This is a genomic window from candidate division WOR-3 bacterium, from assembly GCA_039802005.1.
Lineage (GTDB): Bacteria > Hydrothermota > Tepidihabitantia > SM23-42 > JAOAFX01 > JAOAFX01.
Map to the genome: position 1 here is coordinate 1 of JBDRVV010000027.1, position 17,563 is coordinate 17,563.

Genomic DNA, 17,563 nt, shown 5'->3' on the forward strand with positions numbered 1-17,563 from the left:
GTATCCGTATGTTGGGGTTGAGATATTGGATCCGCCGCGGACGGTGCCGGCGAAGAATTTAGCGATCATCAACAATCAGACGTATGTTTGGCCTTATAATGGTTTGCCGGACAATATCCAGATACAGTTTATGGATGGTACGATAACGAGTCCGTCGGGTAGTGCGAATGATTTTTCTACGTGTAATTCAGCGGGTCCGTTTACCTTGGCGCCGGGTGAGAGTAAGGTTGTTGCGTTTGCGATATTAGGTGGTACGAATTTAGCGGATTTGCAGGCGAATGCGGATACGGCGTATAATCGTTATTGGAACTGGACTGGAGTGAAGGAGCGTGAGGGTGGTGAGGTATCTTTTGGGGTTAGGCTTTATCCTTTGGTGTCGGATGGTCGGTTGAATCTTGCGTATAAGGGTTATGATGGTGGTCTTAGGGTTGCGGTTTATGATGTGATGGGTCGTAAGGTTGATGAGTGTAGTTGGCGGAATTTGAGTGGTGATGGTGTGGTTAGTCTTGATCTTAGTCGGTTTGCGAATGGTGTTTATTTTGTGGGTATTGAGGCGGGTTCGCGGTCGGTGGTAGAGAAGGTGATACTGGTGAAGTAAGGGAATTAAAGATAGCGATTGCCGGGTCAGGAAAAAATCCTGACCCGGCTTTTTATTTTGCTTGACTTGAACCAGTTTTTGCGTATAATATCAGAGTGGAGGTAAAATGCGAAGAATAATTTGGATTGTGCCGGTTATTTTTTTTATTATTGCTTGTGCCAGTGATGATGTATTGGTGACTTTCAATAATGAAAAATTTACAGTAAAGGACCTTAATGATTTCTATCAATTTTCACCCAATGATGATTCATTACGCAGGGTCAAGGTAATAGATGATTTTATAAACCAACAGATGGCGATTATGGAGGCAAAATCACAGAGTTACGCTGATGACCCGGTGGTAAAGGCTTCAATGGAAACGAATGGAAGGGATATAATTATTCGTAGTTATTATCAAATTAAGGTTATTGATAAGATAAAGGTTAAAGATAGTGAAATTAGAAGTTTATATGAGAAATTAACCAGCCAGTACCACCTTGCTGAGATCGTAGTTGATAATGATTCACTCGCTCAATTTATCAAAAAGGAATTGAAAAAAGGAATTCCTTTTGAGTCCTTGCTTGTGTATTCTCTTGATACAATAAGTCCGGGTGGAGATATAGGAATGAACTCTGAATTTTCAATACCACCCGAGGTGCTAAAAATATTAAAAAGGACAAAGGTGGGAAATGTTGCAGGCCCTATAAATATAGGTGATTACATTTATTTTTTAAAAGTGATAGAGCGTAAGAAATTGGATTCACCAAAATATGGAGATGTTAAGCAAAATATTAAAGATAATTTATTTCGACAAAAGGTAATGGATGCAGGTGAGAAATTTGTTGATAAGATTATTAAACAGGCAAAGATAGAATATAATCAGAAGGGGCTCGATTTATTGTTGAAGCCAGAGTCAACATTGACTGAAAATGAATTGAATGAATGGGTAGTGAAAAAATATGATACAAATTTTGTAAGGGTTAAAACGCTAATCAATGCAGTTCAGTTGCATTTAAAAAGGGCACCTGACATTGACCCCAAATTTTTGATTGAAAGAGAACTTGTTCCTGACCTTGTTTATGACCTGGCTATAAAGGAGAGAGCCGAGAAATTACCGAAGGTAAACCACGAATTAAAAAAAGCCTTGAATGCCCTCATTTATCAGAAATATTATTCGGACAATGTTCTGGAAAAAGTAAGGGTTGATTCCCAGAGTGTGGTTGCTTATTTTAATCAACATAAAGCAGACTATCCCGACAAAAAGTTGAATGAAGTGTATGCTCAAATTTTTGCTAAACTCCGTGATGATAAAATCAGTCAATTGAGGGACAGCCTGTTTACAAATCTAAGAGAAAAATATCAACCACAATTAAATAAAAAGGTTTATGCAATGTTATTGAAAGGAGAGAAAAAATGAACTTTTTTAAAAAACCCGTTAAAAATTGTAAATATTTTTCCATATTTATGTTTTTCCTTATTGCCATAATGACCATTGCGATTTCAAATTGTGCTAAAAAAGAAAAAAATGTTTTGGTTAGAGTAAATGGCTCGGTACTCACTCTCGAAGAATTTCAGAAATATATACCTGAGTCTGAATACAAAAATCTACCCGAAGAGACAATTACCGAGATTTTAAACAATTGGGCGAATCAGGAAATACTTTATCTTGAGGCAAAGAAGAAGGGGATTGATAAGGAAGATTCGGTCAGATTGCTTGTTGAACAATACACAAAAAATCTAATGGCAATGGCATTGATCCGTCGTTCATTTGGTGGCACAACAGTAGGTGATATGGAGATTCTCAACTATTTTACAACACATCAGGAAGAATTTACATATGCCGTGAAACTTGCTCAGATTGTCCTCCCCAGTTATGAAACCGCAATGGTTACCTACAATGAAATAATGGCAGGTGCTGATTTTATGAAACTGGCAAAGGAAAGATCCTTAACCAGAATGGAAAATCCTGACAATCCAAGGATTGTTACAGAATATCTCCCACGCGGCAGGATTGGGGATTTTGCAACTGAGGAGGTGATTTTCAATCTTAAATTGAATGAGGTGTCTGAACCGATTGCTTATATTCAGGGGACTTATTTGATTGTAAAATTATTAGATAAGAAAAAAATTTTAGCAAAGGCTGAATTAAATGATGAGTTAAAGGGGCAGATTTACAACTACCTTATTTCAAAAAAATATCAGGAATTTTTCCAGAAATTTTTGGACAGCCTTAAAACCGTTTATAAGGTGACTACTGATTTAGAACTTTTAAAGAAATGAGTATCTTTCTGCTCTTCATATTATCAACACTTGCTGACAGAATTGTCGCGGTAGTCGATGATGATATTATCTTGGAAAGCGAAGTTAATGAATATACATCATTTATTTCAGCCGATCCTGTTATGCAGAGAAATTTCTCCAGTTATGAAGAGATAAGAACCAATGTAATAAATGGTTTGGTTTCAAGAAAACTCTTGCTGATGCAGGCAGAAAAAGAATCGATTTCGGTCTCAAGAGAGGAAGTTTTAAAGCGTGTTCAGGAAAGGCTTGAACTTGTAAAACAGAGATTCCCTTCCGAAGCAGACTTTTATAAGGCACTTGAATCTCAGGGTTTTACAATTGATGAATTGAAGAGGAATTACGAAGATAGTATAAGAACAGAAATCTTAATGCAGCAGATAGTCCAGAAAAAACTGGCAGCGAAGATTATGGTTTCACCGATTGCGGTTAAAAAATTTTATGAAGAAAATAAAGATTCCATTGCGGTTCTTCCGGGTAGAATTAAACTTGCACATATTTTACTTGCAATAAGACCCAGCGAGGATTCTTTAAAAAAGGGATTTGAAAGGGCATTTGAGATTTATCAATTATTAATGGGCGGTGCTGATTTTGCTACAGTTGCCCGAGAATTTTCTGAGGATGAAAATTCAAAACGGAATGGAGGAATGCTTGGAAGGGTCAAAAAGGGTGAAATGATTGAAGAATTTGAGAAGGTGATTTTTTCTCTTAAACCCGGTGTAATATCACAGCCATTCCCAACCCGATTTGGATACCATATTGTAGAAATTTTAAATAAAGGCAGTGATTGGGTTCTTGCAAGGCAGATATTGATTAAAGTTTTACCGACAAAATCTGATACATTGAGATACGAGAAACTTGCCGAGAAGATAAAGAATCAAGTCAGGCAGGGTGCGGATTTTGATAGCCTTGCTAAGATTTATTCAGTTGTTCCTGAGGCAGATATTGGAGAATTTTTTATTAAACAATTCACACCGCCCTATGACGAAGTCATAAAAAATCTTGAAGCAGGAGATGTAAGCGAACCGATATTAACACCCGACGGCTATCATTTACTTTATGCACGGGAAAAGATCCCTGAAAAAATGATGAGCTTTGATGAAATGAGGGAACAGATATATCAATACCTTTACTGGCAAGAATTACAAAATTTATATAGTAACTATATTGAAGAGATTGAATCCAAAACATTTGTGGAAATATTTTATTAATATAGTGTAGTTAGCATACTATATATCTTTAATTCCCCTACTCTATTAATTTTTGATAGTAAATATTGAAAAATTCAAGAGGTATAGCGTTATCCTAAAAAAATCCTGAAATTTCGGTAGTTTTTAGCTATTTATAGTGCATTTTCCCCCTTGACAAATTGTAAATAATATGTAAAATGGGGTGAAATGGGGAAAAATGGGAAATATTAGATTCAGGGGATTTTTTAAACATATAATTGACGATCGAAAGAGGCTCGCTATTCCAAGCCAGTTTAGAACGGTTTTGATTGCTGAGTCTGAAGGTAAAGTTGTTATGACACCGGGTTACGATAACGAGATTGCTGTTTACGCATTGAAGACCTGGCAGGAATTTGAAGATAGGGAGTTATTATCGCTTTCAATGGATAAGGTCCAGGCAAGAAGATATCGCCGTCATTTTACTTTTGGCATAAAAGAAGACCATCTTGATGCGCAGGGCAGGATATTGATTCCTGATTTTTTGCTTGAGTATTCAGGAATAACAAAAGATGTGATAGTCGTTGGTGAGATTGATTATTTCAGCTTATGGTCACCAGAAAATTATCAGAAGATTAAAGAACAAATAGATAAACACTATATTGAAGATGCAGAGACCATTGAAAAAATAAGGAGGTATGATGAAGGTCCAAATCGTTGAAGCAATAAAAAATAAAAAGGTCTCATTCTTTCTCCCCAACGGTGAAATCAACGAAGGGGAGTTTGAGACAATGGCAGAGAAATTAAAAAGTATGATTGAGTCAGGAGAATTTAATGTTATCATCGATCTTTCAAGGGTTACCCATATAAACTACAAAATTGTTGGCGATCTGATTGAGTTCCAGAAGAAATTTAAAGAGTATGGTGGTGATATTAAACTCGTTAATGTTTCGCCCTATTTATACAATATTCTTAGACTCTATGGATTCTATCCATTTGAAATATATCCATCGCGTCGTGCAGCATTGAAGAGTTTTCAATAACGATTGATGTGGATAAATTCCACGAGCCGGTCCTTGTCAACGAGGTTATTTTCTGGATGAGATTAAAAGAAAACGGTGTCTATTGTGATTGCACCGTGGGAGGCGGTGGGCATCTTTTTATGATGCTTAAACAGAAAAATAATGCCCGTTTCATTGGAATTGACCAGGACCCAGAGGCATTGGATTTTGTCAGTGCCAAGTTGGGTAATTTTAAAGAAAGGGTCATCCTTCGTGAAGGCAATTTTGCTAATTTAGACAAAATAATTAACGAGTTAAATATCAAAGGATTGGATGGGATACTTTTTGATCTTGGTGCATCTCTTCATCAACTTACCACGCCCGAGCGGGGTTTCAGTTTTAATCACAATGGAAAGCTATTGATGCAGATGTCTCCAGATTCGGTACCCCTCTATAGAAAGCTTCGTGCTGCTAATAAAGAAGAGATATTTAATGTTTTAAAAATTTATGGTGATGTACCAAACGCGGGAATGTTGGCGCGAATTATATTTGAAAATCGCCATAGACTGAATACGACATTGGACTTGCGGAAATTAGTAGAGACAAAAACTTCAAGTAGATTTTTGAAGAAAAACCTACATCGGATATTTCAGGCCTTTCGTATCTGGACAAATGAAGAATTGAAAAATTTGAAAGAAGGGCTTATCAAGGCAATAAATTTCCTTTACCCCGAGGGACGATTGATTGTAATTTCATACCATTCGGGTGAGGACAGGATTGTGAAGAATATATTCCGTGATTTTGAAAGGAAAAATCTGATAAGGCGATTGAACAAAAAAGTAATAAGACCTCAATTAGAAGAAATCCGTGAAAATCCTTCGGCAAGAAGTGCACGGATGAGGGTGGTTGAAAAATGCGCTTCCTGTTGATTTTTTTGCTTGCGGTATTATACCTTTTTGGAATTGTTTATATTGAGAGTGAATTGGTAAAATTTAACATTAGAAAGGAAAATTTGAAGAGTCAGATTCAGGAATTAAAGAATGAGAAAGCCAATTTGACGGCTACAGTAGCCTCTCTATCTAATCTCGCCCGGATTGAAATTGAGGCAAAAAAACAAGATTTTATATTTCCTGCCAAAGAGGACATACTCGGTGTGATAAAATGAGAAAGATAAAAATTTTTAACGCATTACTATTTTTCGTTTCGTTTATTTTCTTCGGATATATTTTCTTTATCCAGTGCATTAGATATAAACACTACCAGGATGTATCAAGGCGTGAACATCAAAAGAAAATAGTATTTTGTGGCACAAGAGGCAATATCTATGATCGCAATAGTTTGCCAGTCGCACTTTCCGAACCTTGTTTTTCAATTTTCTGCACACCGATTTATTCTCCAAATAAAAATAAACTTGCTAAAGAAATTGCGGGGATTTCTGAACGTCCGTTAAATGAAATTAAATCACTGGTTGCGAAAAACAAATTTTTCTGGATAGAAAGAAAAGTGAGTATGAAAAAACGGGATGAATATTTAAAACTTGATGACCCGAGCATTGGATTTACCCATGATTTAAACAGAATATATAATATGCCCGAGATATTCGGTAGTTTGATTGGAAAATGTAGTATAGATAACCGGGGTATAGAAGGGCTGGAATTGTTATTTGATAACATACTTACAGGCAAGAGCGGATTTATAGTTTATCAAAAGGAACCCAATGGTGATATATTCCCATATTATAAATATCCAGAAAAAGAGCCAGTTCCAGGACAGGATATATATCTTACAATTGATCTACAAATGCAGACAATCTTGTATACAAATTTATCAGAATGTATGAAAAAAGAAGATGCAAAGGGCGCAGCAGGGTTGATAATCAATCCCAAAACAGGTGAAATTCTTGCAATGGTTAATATCTGTTCAGAAAATAAACAAAGAAATTTAGTGATCTGTGATGAGTTTGAACCGGGGTCTACATTCAAACTCTTGGGACTTGTATATGCCCTGCAAAATGGTATAAAAGAGAATGAAAAATTTAATACTCACGGGGGTAAGATAAAGATTGACGGACATACTATTAATGATTCTAAAAATTATGGCACATTAACCCTACGTCAGGCAATTGCTCACTCCAGTAATGTTGTGATGGCTGAACTTTCAAGAAATTTTGATAAAGAAAACTTTCTGCTTCTAATTAAAGATTTTGGTTTTACCCAGATTACGGGCATAGAATTTCCAGGTGAGGCACGGGGTAGATTAATGAAAGAAAAGAAATTGAATAATATTGAATTTGCTACATTGCTTTTTGGACAGGGAATAACCTGTAATCTTTTACAGTTAGCATTCGCATACCAGGCAGTTGCCAATGGGGGTATTCTAAATAAGCCTTTTATTGTCCAGAAGGTTGTGCATAAGAATCGCGTAACTTATCAAGCAAAGGCATTAAGAATTAGGCGTGTAATAGATGAAGAAATTGCCCGTAAGGTAACTGATATATTATGCAGCGTTGTTGAAGATGGTAGTGGAATAGAGGCAAAGATTGATGGCATGAGAATCGCTGGAAAAACCGGCACTGCTCAAAAGGTTGTTGATGGGAAATATTCTGATTCTGCAATAATTACGACATTCATTGGCTACTTCCCGGCTGAAGAACCTGAATATCTTGTTGCACTTCTCATTGATGAACCAAAAAAAGGAATGTGGGCAGGTAGTATAGTTGCTCCGTTATTTAAAAAGGTTGCCCAGAGCATTTGTCAGGCAACGAATTTACAATATGCGATTAAGTGAACTTGTGGCAGGACTAAACTGTCGGATATATAATTTTAAAGATATCAAGATTGAATCACTTGAATTTGATTCACGACGGGTTAAACCGGGCACTCTTTTTATTGCGCTTAAAGGCAATAAATATGATGGTCATAAATTTATAAAACAGGTGGAAGAACTTGGTGCCGTTGCGCTTGCTACTCAGGAAAAGGTTGATAGTCCGCTTCCTCAGATTGTTTTTGATGATACAAGAAAATATATGGGCAGGATTGCAAAAAATTTTTATGGCAATTTCCCAACCATTAAAATTATTGGAGTAACAGGCACCAATGGAAAAACCACCACAACATTTTTGATACATTCAATATTGAAAAAAGCCGGCTTTGAACCAGGTTTGATAGGGACAATTTTTTACATTGGGAAAAATAAAATAAAGGCGGACAGGACGACTCCAGAGAGCCTTGAGATATTCAAATTAATTGATAACTTCCAAAAGGACGGTGCAAAGAGTGTTGTTATGGAAGTTTCTTCTCATGCTCTGGCATTGAAAAGGGTAGAAGAACTCAGGTTCTATATTGCGATATTTACCAATCTTTCACAGGACCACCTTGATTTTCATAAAACAATAGAAGATTATAAAAATACAAAACTACATCTTTTTGATCTTTTAGACCCCAATGGTTACGCGATCTATAATCAAGATGATCAGGTTGCTGAGGATATAATAAAATTGAATATAAAAAATACTTTGAACTATGGATTAAACAAAAACTCAACAATAAGAGGTGAAATTAACAGTGATACGCTTTCTGGTTTGAAAATGAATGTTTTTTACCGCGACAAAAAATATGAAATTAATTCAAAATTGATCGGAACTTTTAACGCCTATAATATTTTAGCAAGTTTTGCAGCAGGTGTGGCATTCGGATTTGATTTTGATATAATCAAAAATGGCATAGAATCACTTGAAGGTGTGAGGGGAAGAATGGAATGTGTCTACGATAATATTTTTGTTGATTTTGCCCATACGCCAGTTGCCATTGGAAATCTATTAAAGTCTCTGCGTAGATATACATCGGGGAGGTTGATAATAATTTTTGGATGTGGTGGAGATCGGGATCAGAAAAAACGCCCGGAGATGGGCAGAATTGCAAGTGAGAATGCCGATTTTGTTATTCTTACTTCAGATAATCCACGAACCGAGGATCCAGAAAATATTATTAAAGATATTGTGTCGGGTATAAAAGGTGATAATTTTACAATCATTTCTGATCGGGAAGAGGCTATTGCTTACGGGGTCAAAATAAAGAATCCCGATGACATCCTGGTTATCGCGGGCAAGGGTCATGAAGAGTATCAAATCCTCAAGGATAGAGTTATTCCCTTTGATGATGTTAGAGTCGTGAAAAATATCTTAGGGTTAAAAGATTATGTATTATGAAATAACTTTAGACAAAGCAGTGAAAATAATGCACGGTGGATATAAAAATAATAATAATGAATTAATCAGGGGTGTGAATATTGATTCACGGACAATCAAACCCGGTGAATTGTTTTTTGCATTGAAGGGGGAAAATACTGATGGCCATAATTACACAAAAGAGGCGTTAAATAAAGGTGCGGTCGGTATTGTTGTCCAGAACAGAACCGGTACTTCAAATGAAATTTTAGTAAATGATACCCTTTTTGCATTGGGCGAACTTGCCCGTTATTACCGAAATAATTTTAATTTGCCAATCATTGCCATTACCGGTACAAATGGAAAGACTACAGTAAAAAATTTGATTGCCGGTATATTGTCTACAAGATTTAAGGTGCTATGGACAAAGAAGAGTTATAATTCCCTTATTGGGCTGCCATTAATGCTCTTTGAAATTTCTGGTGATGAAGATTATGCGGTTCTTGAAATGGGGACGAGTAATTCCGGAGAGATAAAAAGACTTTGTGAAATCGCCCATCCTCATATAGGAATAATTACTAATATCGGCCCGGGTCATCTTAAGGGACTCGGATCGATTGAGGGTATTAGAAAAGAAAAACTTACATTAATTGAATCTTTGCCCGCCAATGGGAAGGGTTTTATTGGACCGGGTGTAAATGAGATAAAAAAGAACAATGTTTTACAATTTTCTTTTGATGATATAAAGGAGCTTAAAATAACTGAATATGGTTCATCCTTTGTTTACAAAAACATTGAATTCTCCACATCCCTTCTCGGTTTAAATAATGTTTATAATTGTTTTATTGCAATCAGGGTTACAGAAGAATTAGGAATTGACACAGAAAATCAAAGAATCGCAATAAAGAAGATAGCACCTGAGAAAGGGCGAATGGAACCAATAAGAATAGACAACTTGCTCATAATTAACGATACTTATAATGCAAATCCGGTTTCTATGAAATCAGCAATAGATTTTATTGGTCATTTAAAACGAAAGAAGATTTTAATACTCGGTGATATGCTTGAGTTAGGAGATGAGACAGAAAAATATCATAATGAAATTGGCATCTACGCCAGAGAACAGTGTGATAACCTTCTGACTTTTGGTACGCAGGCAAAAATTTATGGTGGTATGCATTTTGATGACAAGGATGAACTTGTCGGTTACCTGTTCAAAATTCTAAAGGGTGATGAAGTCATTCTCGTCAAGGCTTCAAGGGCAATGAAATTTGAAGAAATTGTAAAAAAGATATTGAGGAGATTATAAATGCTTTACTTACTTTTATATCCATTGAAAGAAGTTTTTGGTCCGTTTAGATTGTTCGGCTATATTACATTCCGTGCTGCCTATGCAGCAGTCCTTGCGATATTGATTGTTCTTCTGGTGGGAAATCGTTTCACAAATTACCTAAAGAATAAATCTATTACTCAGAGAATAAGAGAAGAAACACCCAAACATCACAAGGCGAAAGAAGGAACTCCATCAATGGGTGGTTTACTCATTCTAATCGCACTTTTAATTTCAACTCTTTTATTTGCCGATCTGAGTAATCCCAATATTATCATTTTGATAATCGCCACAATCTGGTTCGGGACACTTGGTTTTGTAGATGATTATATAAAAATTTTTAAAAAGAAGCCCAGGGGACTATCTATAAAGGCAAAACTTTTATTTCAAATTATTTTTGGCATCGCTCTTGGTATATATTTATACTTTTATGGTCCGGAAGGATATGCGACAAAGACAAATCTATTGTTCTTAAAAAATTATGTAGTAAATTTTGGAATATTTTATCCATTGTTTGTCGCATTGGTTACTGTGGGTACATCAAATGGGGTAAATCTGACAGACGGGCTTGATGGATTGGCAATTGGACTTTTGGGGATCAGCGCATTGGCGTATGCGGCGTTATCTTACGCGAGCGGTCACGTTGGAATAAGTAATTATCTCAATATAATTTTCATTAAGAATGGTGGGGAGGTAACGGTATTCTGTGCTGCAATTGTTGGAGCCGGACTTGGTTTTTTGTGGTTCAATGCATATCCTGCACAGATTTTTATGGGTGATACCGGTTCGCTCAGCCTTGGTGCCATACTGGGCACAGTAGCAATCTTAATCAAACAGGAATTTTTGCTTGTTTTCATCGGCGGAGTGTTTGTTGTTGAGGTAATATCGGTATTACTCCAGATTATTTATTTCCGCAGAACAAAAGGAAAAAGATTGTTTTTGATGGCGCCACTCCATCACCATTACGAATTAAAGGGACTTGCTGAACCGAAAATCGTTGTTCGTTTTTGGATTGTCGGCATAATCTTTTTGATGATTGCCCTTTCTACATTGAAAATAAGATGAAGGTACTACTTTTGGGACTTGGTCGTGCTAACCTTAATGTAGCACGATTTCTATTGGAAAGAGGTGATGAAATATATATTTACGAAGAGAATTTAAACGGTTTAAGTGGAGAGTCTAAGATGCTTATTGATAGCGGTGGGGTAAAGGAATATCAGGATTTAAACTATGATCTTGTTATATGTTCACCTGGTTTCCCTGATTCTAAACCAATTCTTCAGAATATTCGTGCAAAAGGATTTGATATAATTGATGAAACTGAATTTACCTACAATAATTTGGTCAATCCAGAGGTCATTGCTGTTACAGGAACAAATGGTAAAAGCACAACTGCTGCATTGATAAGCAGTATCTTAAGCAAAGCAGGAATAAGGAATTTCTTGGGCGGGAATATTGCGCCGGGAAAACCTTTTTCTTCAGCACTGTTTGAAAAACCATATGATTATTATATCATTGAAATGTCTTCTTTTCAGTTGATGCGAATAAAAAAATTTCGTCCGCGCATTGCCATTTTGACAAATATCACTGTTGACCATTTAAACTGGCACCAAGATTTAAACGAATATATAAATGCCAAAAAAAGAATTTTTATGAATCAGAACAAAGAAGATTTTGCGATATTGAATTATGATGATGAAAAAGTCCGTTCAATACAGGGGGAAATAAGTGCCCGTACCATATTTTTCGGAACTAAATGCAATAATGGAGCATGGTTAAATGGTGTGCTCCATTTTCAGAATGATGAGATAATCCATACTGATGAGATAACACTTTTAGGATTCCACAATCGGATGAATGTACTAGCGGCAATTGCTGTTGCCAAGGTATTGAATATTCCTAATGAAGATATAAAAATGGGTATCAAAAATTTCAAGTCCCTTCCTCATCGACTTGAAGATATGGGTGTGATTAATGGTATTCGTTATATCAACAATTCTATGAGCACAAACGAGGCATCCGCAATTGCTTCGTTCCTGGCAGTTCCCGGGAATAAAATTGTTATTGTTGGGGGAAGGGCAAAGGGAGATCGGTGCGAAAATTATTTAAAACTATTAGCCGATAATGCTAAGGCGGTTGTTATACTTGGTGAAAATGCAGAAGATATCGCCGAATTTTTTGATAATATACAATATAAAAATTACATTATTGCCACAAACATGGATGAGGCTATAGCCGGTGCGAGAAAATTTGCCCGTGAGGGTGAAATTATAATGCTGAATCCTGGTTTTGCATCCTTCGGTCATTTTAGAGATTTTCAGGAAAGAGGAGAGGCATTTAAAAATGGCGTCCTCAAACATTGACCATACACTTTTGATTACCCTTATAATCCTAATACTACTTGGTTCTGTTTTTGTATTTTCTTCTTCTTATTATCAGGCAATGCGTGAAGGAGAAAATACCCTTTATTATTTAATTGGGCATATCAAAAGGCTTTTGATTGCGACCATATTTTTCTTCGCCGGAATGTTTATCCCTTACGAAAAATTGAGAAAATTGATATTACCGACTTTCTTTTTTATACTTTTTGTTTTAATATTTACACTTATTATAGGGAAGGTTCAATATGGAGCAAAGCGCAGTATTTTGATATCTTCGTTTGGAATTCAAATATCAGAGTTTGTGAGGGTTTGGCTTGTTTTATTTCTTGCTAACTTTTTCGCAAATCATCCTGATACAGCAAATACTAAGGGAGGAATTTTGGTCGCAACTTTTCTGCCCCTACTATTAATAATTCTGGTTGCAGTTCAGCCATCAATTTCAGTTGCAATCATTACTTTTGTAGCCTTGATAAGTATGTTAATTTATAGTGAAGCAAAGATTAGGGTTTTAACACCAATCTTTTTAATAGGAATATGTCTTTTTATAATTGCGGTGTTTGTCTTCCCTCATGTCCGGGTAAGGTTATTCAGCTTTATATCACATCCTACATATCAGGTACAGCAGTCACTACTTGCCATAGGGGGAGGTGGTCCATTGGGGAGGGGTATCGGTGCTGGAATACAGAAATTTCTATTCCTGCCGCGCATTCACAATGACTTTATCTTTGCCCATATTGCTGAAGAATTGGGTTTTATCGGGACATTAATTATATTCCTTCTTTACTGGGAAATATTTTTAAGGGGACTATCAATTGCTCAGTCTGTGAATGATGAATTTGCGCGGCTTGTTGTTATGGGATTGAATACTACAATATTTGTGATTTTTCTTATTCATGTTGGGGTAAGTATAGGTTTATTGCCGCCAACCGGTATCCCACTTCCATTTATTTCTTATGGTGGATGGTCACTCTGTGCGAATCTTTTTTCAATGGGGCTGATTCTCCAGATATCAAGGATGAGGTAGAGAAATGGGTAAATTTCTTATAATTATATCAGGAATTGGAACCGGTGGACATTATTTTCCGGCACTGGTTGTGGCAGAGGAATTTACGAAAAACAATATAGAGACAATATTTTTGGTGCGTAAAGGATTTCCTGAAGATGAGATGGCGCACAAATATGGTCTGAAAACTTTTTACATTGAACCTAAGCCATATTTCGGCAAATCAATATGGAATAAATTAATTGCCCTGTGGACGATTTTTAAATCTGTGCTCTTATTGAACAAAATAACAAAAAATTGTGCGGGTATTTCATTCGGTGGATTTGGTTCACTGCCTCTGATTTTATCCTGTATGATAAATCGTCAGAAATTTTTCTTATTTGACCCGAATTGTATTCCGGGTAGAACGACAAGAATGTTTGCAAGATTTGCAAAAAAGGTATTTGTTGGATTGCCAAATGCTAAAAAACTTAAAGGGAATATTTTATTTACTGGTATTCCCGTAAGACAGGAATTCAAAAGATCTGTTAACACGAAAAATGTCTCTGGGAAAAAGACAATACTCTTTATGGGCGGCAGCCAGGGTGCAAAAAGACTAAATGAAATTGCAATAAAATTCCAGCGGATATTACCTCAAGAGTACCGGATAATTATAATCAGTGGCAGGAGAGATTTTGAATGGGTAAATAAAGAAAAGGATTTTAGAACCGAAGTTATTCCCTTCACCACAGAACCCTGGAATTTAATTGCTCAGGCTGATGTTGTTATTTCCCGTGCCGGTGCCCTCAGTGGTTATGAACTTTTAACAATGAAAAAGTCAGTGATATTTATTCCTTTTCCATACGCAGTTGATAATCATCAATATTATAACGCAGAATTTTTTGCGAAGATGCCAAATGTAAAAATGATTCTGGAGAAAGAACTCAATGAAAAAAATCTTTTTGAAATGGTGAATAATTTGTTACAAATAAGACAAACCGATACAACGCAAGAAATTAAGATGATATTTGATGCCGAAAAAATTATTGTTAATACCGTGCTCCAGGAGTTGAGATGAAAAAGATTTTAGGAAGGACAAGCCATATCCATTTTGTCGGAATAGGCGGTATCGGTATGAGCGGGCTGGCATTAATATGCCAAAATCTTGGATTTAAAATATCGGGTTCTGATATTAAACGTTCAACGGTAATTGATGGGTTAAAGAAATCGGGAATAAAGGTTAAATTGGGACACAGAAAAGAAAATATAAAAGGAGCAGATGTAATTGTTTACTCAACAGCAATAAAAGAAGATAATTGCGAAATCGTGGAGGCGAGGAGGTTAGATATTCCGGTAATACACAGAAGTGAACTTCTTGCTGAATTGACGAGGATTAAAAACTCAATCTGTATTTCTGGAACGCACGGAAAAACTACAACTTCATCTATGGTGGGTGAGGTTTTAGAGAGGGCCGGTTTAAAACCAACAACGGTCATTGGTGGCATTGTAAAAGGAAAAAGTCAGGCAAGGTATGGAAGAGGCGACTATCTGGTGTGTGAGGCAGATGAATCTGATAAATCTTTTCTACGGCTTATGCCCGCGTATGCAGTTATAACCAATATTGAGCCAGAACACTTAGAATATTATAAAGATTTAAGAGAAATAGAAGATAATTTTGTGTATTTCGCAAATCATGTACCATTCTGGGGTTGTGTATTTTTATGTGCTGATTCACCGAGTAATTTGAACATCAGGAGTCGTGTAAAAAGAAGAGTAATTTTGTACGGATTTAATGAAGTTGCCCATTTACGGGCGTACGACCTTGAGAGGGTTAATTTTGGCACAAGTTTTAAGGTTTCCTGGAATGATAAGTTTCTTGGAATTTTTGAAATTAATGTTCCCGGCAGGCATAATGTTGTAAATAGTCTTGCATCTATTGGCGTTGGCTTGGAATTAGGGATTGAAGTTCCAAAAATTAAAAATGCCCTGAAAAAATTCAAAGGTGTTCATAGAAGAATAGAACTTCGTGGAAAAGTTAATCGGGTTATGATATTTGAGGATTATGGACATCATCCAACTGAAATAAGTGTGACACTTCAGACACTTAAGGAATATTTCCCGGATAAAAGAATAATTTCTGTATTTCAACCCCATCGTTATACAAGAACATATTATCTGTTTGACCAGTTCAGCAGGGCGTTTATATTTGCAAATATTGTAATCGTGACTGAGATATATTCTGCTCATGAAATACCAATTCCGGGAATCAATGGTGAAGCCCTTGCACGTAGAATAGGTAAAGAACAAGAAAATGTATATTTTATTGATTCCTTTGGCAGGATTGTAAATTATTTAAAACAGATTGCCCAGCCCGGAGATATCATTGTTGTGCAGGGTGCTGGTGATATTAATCGTATTATACCTTTGTTATTAAAGGAATTGGCATGAAGAGAATCTTGAAAGGAATGAGAGGAATAAAAGTTTTCAAAAATGAGCCACTTAAGGATTATTGTTCATTACGCATTGGGGGCAAAGTTCGTTATTTAATAAAGGTTTATAATAAAAAGGCATTGTTAGAGACATTGGAGTTTATAAAAAAACGGCGATTAAAATTTTTGGTTATTGGTGAAGGAACTAATATATTATTTCCAGATGAAGGTTATAATGGTGTCATTATTAAGCTTATGGGTGAATTCAGAAAGATAAAAAGAACAAAAAATATCTTTTTATGCGGAGGAGGTGTATTAATAAAAAATTTTATAAATAGAGCAGTTGAATCGGGATATGGTGGTATGGAATTTCTTGCTGGTATTCCAGGTTCAATTGGTGGTGCGGTAAAAGGAAATGCTGGTGCATTTGGAAAGGCTATTTCCGAGATTCTTAGCCGGGTGACTTTGCTTGATTTGAAGGGAGAAATTAAAATGATAAATCGCGATAAGATTAAATTTGATTATCGGTTCTCCAACATTCCTGATAATGCTATTATTATTGAATCCGAATTTAAATTAAAAAAGGCTGAGAAAAAAATTATAAAAAGAAGGATTGCAGAAATTTTGCGAATGCGCTGGCAAAGACAACCCAGGGGATTATCAGCCGGTTCGTTTTTTAAGAATCCAAGGCCCCTGAGTGCAGGAAAGTTAATAGAAGAGTGTGGCTTGAAAGGATTCCGGGTTGGTGATGCTACAATCAGTAAAAAACATGCTAATTTTATCATTAATCTGGGCAGGGCAAAGGCGAAAGATGTGTTAAAACTCGTAAGGATTGTGAAAAAGAAGGTGAAGGAAATAAAGGGTGTTGAACTTGAGCCCGAGGTGAGGATTATAAAATGATTAAATCTGTGATTATAATAGTAATATCGATTTTATTTATTTTCTTTATAGTGCACCTATTTCTGGCATCGCACGTAAACAAAAAAAATAAATATATAACTCTCAATGAGGTGATTCCCGAGGCACGTATAATTTCTGAGACCGAAGGCATAATTGAATACGAAGGAAAGAAATTTATACTCGGGTTGAATGATTTGAATAGGAAAAGAGAGTTAATAAATATTCTGCGATTGGATACAATCAGTGGTTATACAGTTGTTGATATGCGATTTAGAAGAGAAATAATAGTGAGGTAGTATGTTTTTTAAAATATTTTTAATATAAAAAACTTGTT

The 17,563-nt window shown here is 35.9% G+C and carries 18 protein-coding genes; all 18 read left to right on the forward strand.

The genetic code is table 11. From position 1 onward, the window contains the following. A partial coding sequence (locus ABIL69_08905; GenBank protein MEO0124104.1) for a T9SS type A sorting domain-containing protein occupies nucleotides 1-598 on the forward strand: 598 nt, incomplete at its 5' end. 106 nt (nucleotides 599-704) lie between these two features. Further along, nucleotides 705-1,994: a peptidyl-prolyl cis-trans isomerase gene (locus ABIL69_08910; protein ID MEO0124105.1), complete on the forward strand. Its 1,290-nt coding sequence runs from the start codon at nucleotides 705-707 to the stop codon at nucleotides 1,992-1,994. Next, nucleotides 1,991-2,857 (forward strand): hypothetical protein, encoded by an 867-nt coding sequence (locus ABIL69_08915; GenBank protein MEO0124106.1) that lies wholly within the window; start codon nucleotides 1,991-1,993, stop codon nucleotides 2,855-2,857. The genes ABIL69_08910 and ABIL69_08915 overlap by 4 nt, the downstream gene beginning before the upstream one ends. After that, the gene (locus ABIL69_08920; GenBank protein MEO0124107.1) at nucleotides 2,854-4,086 is read left to right on the forward strand and encodes a peptidylprolyl isomerase; all 1,233 of its coding nucleotides are present in this window, start codon (nucleotides 2,854-2,856) and stop codon (nucleotides 4,084-4,086) included. The genes ABIL69_08915 and ABIL69_08920 overlap by 4 nt, the downstream gene beginning before the upstream one ends. A 196-nt stretch (nucleotides 4,087-4,282) precedes the next feature. Then, nucleotides 4,283-4,762 (forward strand): division/cell wall cluster transcriptional repressor MraZ, encoded by a 480-nt coding sequence (locus ABIL69_08925; protein MEO0124108.1) that lies wholly within the window; start codon nucleotides 4,283-4,285, stop codon nucleotides 4,760-4,762. Next, the gene (locus tag ABIL69_08930; protein ID MEO0124109.1) at nucleotides 4,743-5,084 is read left to right on the forward strand and encodes an STAS domain-containing protein; all 342 of its coding nucleotides are present in this window, start codon (nucleotides 4,743-4,745) and stop codon (nucleotides 5,082-5,084) included. The genes ABIL69_08925 and ABIL69_08930 overlap by 20 nt, the downstream gene beginning before the upstream one ends. 56 nt (nucleotides 5,085-5,140) lie before the next feature. Beyond that, nucleotides 5,141-5,971, forward strand: a complete 831-nt coding sequence (rsmH, locus tag ABIL69_08935) for a 16S rRNA (cytosine(1402)-N(4))-methyltransferase RsmH (protein ID MEO0124110.1) — start codon at nucleotides 5,141-5,143, stop codon at nucleotides 5,969-5,971. Then, entirely contained in the window at nucleotides 5,956-6,207 is a 252-nt protein-coding gene (gene ftsL / locus ABIL69_08940; GenBank protein MEO0124111.1) for a cell division protein FtsL, read from the forward strand. The genes rsmH and ftsL overlap by 16 nt, the downstream gene beginning before the upstream one ends. Then, on the forward strand, nucleotides 6,204-7,829 hold the full coding sequence (locus tag ABIL69_08945) for a penicillin-binding protein 2 (GenBank protein MEO0124112.1): 1,626 nt from the start codon (nucleotides 6,204-6,206) through the stop codon (nucleotides 7,827-7,829). The genes ftsL and ABIL69_08945 overlap by 4 nt, the downstream gene beginning before the upstream one ends. Next, the gene (locus ABIL69_08950) at nucleotides 7,816-9,249 is read left to right on the forward strand and encodes a UDP-N-acetylmuramoyl-L-alanyl-D-glutamate--2,6-diaminopimelate ligase (protein ID MEO0124113.1); all 1,434 of its coding nucleotides are present in this window, start codon (nucleotides 7,816-7,818) and stop codon (nucleotides 9,247-9,249) included. The genes ABIL69_08945 and ABIL69_08950 overlap by 14 nt, the downstream gene beginning before the upstream one ends. After that, nucleotides 9,239-10,516 (forward strand): UDP-N-acetylmuramoyl-tripeptide--D-alanyl-D-alanine ligase, encoded by a 1,278-nt coding sequence (gene murF / locus ABIL69_08955; protein MEO0124114.1) that lies wholly within the window; start codon nucleotides 9,239-9,241, stop codon nucleotides 10,514-10,516. Before ABIL69_08950 ends, murF begins: the two co-directional genes overlap by 11 nt. Next, a complete protein-coding gene (gene mraY / locus ABIL69_08960) occupies nucleotides 10,517-11,602 on the forward strand; it encodes a phospho-N-acetylmuramoyl-pentapeptide-transferase (GenBank protein MEO0124115.1) in 1,086 nt (361 codons plus the stop codon). It abuts the gene before it with no gap. Beyond that, complete coding sequence (gene murD, locus ABIL69_08965) at nucleotides 11,599-12,900, forward strand: UDP-N-acetylmuramoyl-L-alanine--D-glutamate ligase (GenBank protein ID MEO0124116.1); 1,302 nt, start codon at nucleotides 11,599-11,601, stop codon at nucleotides 12,898-12,900. The genes mraY and murD overlap by 4 nt, the downstream gene beginning before the upstream one ends. Further along, nucleotides 12,881-13,942, forward strand: coding sequence for an FtsW/RodA/SpoVE family cell cycle protein (locus tag ABIL69_08970; GenBank protein ID MEO0124117.1), 1,062 nt, complete (start codon nucleotides 12,881-12,883; stop codon nucleotides 13,940-13,942). The genes murD and ABIL69_08970 overlap by 20 nt, the downstream gene beginning before the upstream one ends. 4 nt (nucleotides 13,943-13,946) lie before the next feature. Beyond that, complete coding sequence (locus ABIL69_08975) at nucleotides 13,947-14,978, forward strand: glycosyltransferase (protein ID MEO0124118.1); 1,032 nt, start codon at nucleotides 13,947-13,949, stop codon at nucleotides 14,976-14,978. Beyond that, on the forward strand, nucleotides 14,975-16,348 hold the full coding sequence (gene murC, locus ABIL69_08980) for a UDP-N-acetylmuramate--L-alanine ligase (protein MEO0124119.1): 1,374 nt from the start codon (nucleotides 14,975-14,977) through the stop codon (nucleotides 16,346-16,348). The genes ABIL69_08975 and murC overlap by 4 nt, the downstream gene beginning before the upstream one ends. Then, nucleotides 16,345-17,229: a UDP-N-acetylmuramate dehydrogenase gene (gene murB / locus ABIL69_08985; GenBank protein ID MEO0124120.1), complete on the forward strand. Its 885-nt coding sequence runs from the start codon at nucleotides 16,345-16,347 to the stop codon at nucleotides 17,227-17,229. The genes murC and murB overlap by 4 nt, the downstream gene beginning before the upstream one ends. Further along, entirely contained in the window at nucleotides 17,226-17,525 is a 300-nt protein-coding gene (locus ABIL69_08990; protein ID MEO0124121.1) for a hypothetical protein, read from the forward strand. The genes murB and ABIL69_08990 overlap by 4 nt, the downstream gene beginning before the upstream one ends. Nucleotides 17,526-17,563: the final 38 nt, after the last annotated feature.

Coding starts and splice junctions, on each gene's coding strand:
- ABIL69_08910 (MEO0124105.1), top strand. CDS start 705: ATGCGAAGAATAATTTGGATTGTGCCGGTTATTTTTTTTATTATTGCT.
- ABIL69_08915 (MEO0124106.1), top strand. CDS start 1,991: ATGAACTTTTTTAAAAAACCCGTTAAAAATTGTAAATATTTTTCCATA.
- ABIL69_08920 (MEO0124107.1), top strand. CDS start 2,854: ATGAGTATCTTTCTGCTCTTCATATTATCAACACTTGCTGACAGAATT.
- ABIL69_08925 (MEO0124108.1), top strand. CDS start 4,283: ATGGGAAATATTAGATTCAGGGGATTTTTTAAACATATAATTGACGAT.
- ABIL69_08930 (MEO0124109.1), top strand. CDS start 4,743: ATGAAGGTCCAAATCGTTGAAGCAATAAAAAATAAAAAGGTCTCATTC.
- rsmH (MEO0124110.1), top strand. CDS start 5,141: ATGAGATTAAAAGAAAACGGTGTCTATTGTGATTGCACCGTGGGAGGC.
- ftsL (MEO0124111.1), top strand. CDS start 5,956: ATGCGCTTCCTGTTGATTTTTTTGCTTGCGGTATTATACCTTTTTGGA.
- ABIL69_08945 (MEO0124112.1), top strand. CDS start 6,204: ATGAGAAAGATAAAAATTTTTAACGCATTACTATTTTTCGTTTCGTTT.
- ABIL69_08950 (MEO0124113.1), top strand. CDS start 7,816: ATGCGATTAAGTGAACTTGTGGCAGGACTAAACTGTCGGATATATAAT.
- murF (MEO0124114.1), top strand. CDS start 9,239: ATGTATTATGAAATAACTTTAGACAAAGCAGTGAAAATAATGCACGGT.
- mraY (MEO0124115.1), top strand. CDS start 10,517: ATGCTTTACTTACTTTTATATCCATTGAAAGAAGTTTTTGGTCCGTTT.
- murD (MEO0124116.1), top strand. CDS start 11,599: ATGAAGGTACTACTTTTGGGACTTGGTCGTGCTAACCTTAATGTAGCA.
- ABIL69_08970 (MEO0124117.1), top strand. CDS start 12,881: ATGGCGTCCTCAAACATTGACCATACACTTTTGATTACCCTTATAATC.
- ABIL69_08975 (MEO0124118.1), top strand. CDS start 13,947: ATGGGTAAATTTCTTATAATTATATCAGGAATTGGAACCGGTGGACAT.
- murC (MEO0124119.1), top strand. CDS start 14,975: ATGAAAAAGATTTTAGGAAGGACAAGCCATATCCATTTTGTCGGAATA.
- murB (MEO0124120.1), top strand. CDS start 16,345: ATGAAGAGAATCTTGAAAGGAATGAGAGGAATAAAAGTTTTCAAAAAT.
- ABIL69_08990 (MEO0124121.1), top strand. CDS start 17,226: ATGATTAAATCTGTGATTATAATAGTAATATCGATTTTATTTATTTTC.